Below are 3,515 nucleotides of genomic sequence, written 5' to 3'. Positions count from 1 at the left end.
GGCAGCAGTTCCACCTCGACTTCCATCTTTACGACGGGATCGTCAATCTCATAATATTTCTCAAAAAATGCCGTAAGCTCCTCTAAGGAGACTTCGGCCTCCTGCAGCAGATACTCCCTCAGCGCTTCGACAAATTTGCGTTTATCCTTCTTCGCTCCGCCCCAGCGGCTGCAGAGATAATTGTAGAGTTCTTCTCCCGGAGTTTTCATGTTTTCCTCACAATGAGCAGCTCAAAATAAAAAAAGGATAAATTCGCACCCATGAGCGGTTTCCCACCCGGAGATTGCCTCTTCTTTTACAGCTGAAACAGGCTTTTTTCTCTGCCGAAAACGAGGTATTAACCTCTTCCATCACTCCGCAGATACTCCTTCACCCTCGAAATCGCATACAGCGGCACGCTCCAAACATGGGTAGTCCCGTCCTCATTATCCCCGACGTTTTTCGTGGAAAGTTTAATGGCCTGAGCCGGGTGATAGCGGTTGCAAAAGGTATGGAGGCTCTTGGCCTTCGTGTTTTCTGCCGATTTCACCTCAATAGGCGTAATTCTGCTGTAATAGTCCGTCAGAAAATCCACCTCTGCATCGGATTTAGACCTCCAGAAAAATGCCGGAATCCCCATTGTGGTGAGCTCCGTCATGACGAACTGCTCCGCCATGGCTCCTTTATAGCGAATGTAGTCCCCGCCCTCATTCAGGACGGTATCAACAGGCAGCCCGGCTTTCACGCGCAGGAGACCGATATCCGCCATGAATACTTTAAAATAGGTCTCATCCGCCATACCGGAAAGGGGAATCTCCGGCGTCTCACAGAGATGCAGCTGGTAAACCAGTCCGGACTTGACCAGCCATTCAAGAGCATCCTCAAGATCCTTTGCCCGTGCCCCCTTTTTAACATGGGAAAAGATGAACTTGTTGTTTTCTTTCGCAATCTGAACCGGTATGGAATCCCAAATCTGATTCAAGGTCATGATCATCCGGTTGCGGTCGGTTCCCTGGGGAATGTGCTTCCCGAAATCATTCGGATAGTCCTTCAGGATGGATTGCTGCACCTCTTCTACCGCATCGAGGTTTTCGGTCTCAATCCACTTTTCAACGGCTTCGGGCATCCCGCCCACAACAAAATACCATTTCAGATATTTCTTCATGGGAATAGCGATCATGTCCGGCAGCTCTCGGGAAATATCCATGCGATCCATTGCAGTCAGCAGGGCTTCATCCCCGTTGGCCATGACAAATTCCCGGAAAGTCATAGGGTACATGGAGAGTTTGTCGACCTTTCCGACCGGATAGGAGATATTCTCATTCCGAAGGGCAACGCCCAGGAGTGAACCGGCGGCAACGACATGCAGTTCCCGCAGGTCTTCGCAGAAATATTTCAGACTCGAAATGGCCTTCGGGCAAACCTGGATTTCATCCAGAATGACTAATGTTGCCCCCAAAATGATGGGCTTTCCCCGTCGGGCAATCGTGAGTTCTTCGACAATGCGCTGTACATCCAGGTCATACTCGAAGATCTGTCCCAGGGAAGGGCTTTTGTCAAAGTTGAAGTAAGCGACGTCCTCAAAGTACTCTTTGCCGAAGTCCTTTAAAATATAGGTTTTCCCGCATTGGCGGACACCTGTGAGAAGCAGGGGCTTCCGTCCGGGAGCATCTTTCCAGTGGGCCAGTTTTTCCATGATATCGCGTTTCATAAGGAACCTCCTGCCCTAGTTATAGCATTTTTCCTCCCAAAAAAGCAAGATGTCTCGCATTATTCGCCCCAAAAACGCAATAAGTTCTGCGTTATTCATCCGAATAATGTAATACCCCTGCTCCGTGCCTGTCCCTCTGCGTTTGTCTCCGCACCTCACCGCGTCCGGGTACCTCACCGTCCCCAAGCACCTTGTGAAATGCCTCCTCCCACCTTTGGTGCACTTCCTCCAGTTCTTCTTCCGCAATGGGAGCCGCAATATCCCTGAACCCCGCCAGATGATAGAGCCGGATCGGCAGTAGTTCTACCTCGACTTCCATCTTCACGACGGGATTGTCAATCTCATAATATTCTCAAAAAATGCCGTAAGCTCCTCTAAGGAGACTTCGGCCTCCTGCAGCAGATATTCCCTCAGCGCTTCGACAAATTTGCTTTTATCCTTTTTCGCCCCGCCCCAGCGGCTGCAGAGATAATTGTAGAGTTCTTCTCCCGGAGTTTTCATGTTTTCCTCACAATGACCAGCTCAAAATAAAAAAAGTATAAAAACGCACCATGCCCCGCTGCCCGGCATATACCGTTCACTTCATGAACATATCTTCCGCAGTATACAGGTGCAAATGCTCCCCTTCCCTCAGGTCATCTGCAAATCCTGCGCGGGAAAAGATATAGTATTCCCTCTGCAGCATTGGCGCGAATATGGACGCGCTCTCCTCCAAATGCTGAAAGGCGGCTTTGGAAAATGCTTTATTCCGATATTTGCACTCAACCACCAGGAGGGTGTCGTCGGATTTGGAGAGTCCGTCAATTTCAACGGACCGGCCAAGAACCGTCTTGTCTGCACGGAAATTCTGAATTTCAGGAAAAATGCCGGGCAGGCCCCCATTCCTGTTCATTTGTTCAAGAAAAAGGAGGGCGGTTTCCTCAAATCCTTTGGCAAGAAATTCACGGATCGGCGCTTCCAGCTCCTTCATCACAGCAGGGCCGTTAATACGGATCAGTTCCTGGCGGTCGTAGATGAAGAGATACCAGAAACGCAGCATGGGATCTGCGATATAGTAGTAGTGATCCTTTTTCCCGCCCATGAAGGTCGTCCGCTTTTCCAGGATTTCGCTCTTGAGCAGGGTGGTGATATATTTGGACACTTTGCTGGATTCTTCATGAATATCCAGTGAGATATCTTTTAAAGTATAATGCCGGTGCGCGATGGATTGGAGAATTGCATTGTAGACATCCTGCACTTTAGTCGAGTTCGAGAGCACTTGATCAGGCAGGGAGAAAAACGTACCGTACTCGTTAAACAGGAGGCGCTCCATATTTTCGGGAAAAGAAATGCGCGTATCAATGGCAGCCAGATAGTAGGGATAGGAGGACATGAGCGAAAGGTAGGCGCATTTTTCGTCAATGTCCATGCCATTTAAAAATAATGCTGCCTCATCGAAAGGCATCTTCCCGATCTGCATTTCGAAGGTCCGCCGTTTGTAGAGGGGCGATTTCTCATCCTCCAGTTCCTTCTTCAAAAATGATACATCGCTCCCCATGATGATCAGGAAAATATTATCCGGCGCTGTATCGATAAATTCCTGCAGGATAGAGGAAAATGCCGCCTCCTGCGCCACAATGTACGGGTACTCGTCGATAACGAAAAGAAACCTTTCATCCCCGGCCTGATGCACCATTGCATCAAGTGCTTCTTCCCACGAAGAAAAAACGAATGTCGGCGGTAAATGCAGCATCTTGTCCAATTCGTACGAAAATGAACGCAGGTTGCCGTAGGCGGTGTCCTGCTTGGCCTGAAAGAAAAGTCCCGGCTTCCCTTCAGAAAAATG

4 protein-coding genes are annotated in these 3,515 nt (G+C 49.2%); all 4 read right to left on the bottom strand.

Annotated elements, in window-relative coordinates; translation table 11 throughout:
* Positions 1-209 (bottom strand): hypothetical protein (locus VZT47_RS09760; RefSeq protein WP_330224775.1); only part of this gene is annotated, 209 nt, incomplete at its 3' end.
* A gap of 128 nt (positions 210-337) precedes the next feature.
* Positions 338-1,690 carry an ATP-binding protein gene (locus VZT47_RS09755; RefSeq protein ID WP_330224774.1) on the bottom strand — a complete coding sequence of 451 codons (1,353 nt, stop codon included), beginning with the start codon at positions 1,688-1,690 and terminating at the stop codon, positions 338-340.
* A 321-nt stretch (positions 1,691-2,011) separates the two neighbouring features.
* Positions 2,012-2,191 carry a hypothetical protein gene (locus VZT47_RS09750; RefSeq protein ID WP_330224773.1) on the bottom strand — a complete coding sequence of 60 codons (180 nt, stop codon included), beginning with the start codon at positions 2,189-2,191 and terminating at the stop codon, positions 2,012-2,014.
* Between the two features lie 76 nt (positions 2,192-2,267).
* A partial coding sequence (locus tag VZT47_RS09745) for an ATP-binding protein (RefSeq protein WP_330224772.1) occupies positions 2,268-3,515 on the bottom strand: 1,248 nt, incomplete at its 5' end.

This window comes from Dialister sp. (assembly GCF_036343215.1).
Taxonomy (GTDB): domain Bacteria; phylum Bacillota; class Negativicutes; order Veillonellales; family Dialisteraceae; genus Dialister.
The sequence above is the reverse complement of the archived record's forward strand: the minus strand, read 5'-3'. Positions and strand labels throughout refer to the sequence as shown.

Bases quoted from the DNA above. Each gene is read 5' to 3' on its own strand.
- VZT47_RS09755 (WP_330224774.1), bottom strand. From the start codon at position 1,690: ATGAAACGCGATATCATGGAAAAACTGGCCCACTGGAAAGATGCTCCC.
- VZT47_RS09750 (WP_330224773.1), bottom strand. From the start codon at position 2,191: ATGAAAACTCCGGGAGAAGAACTCTACAATTATCTCTGCAGCCGCTGG.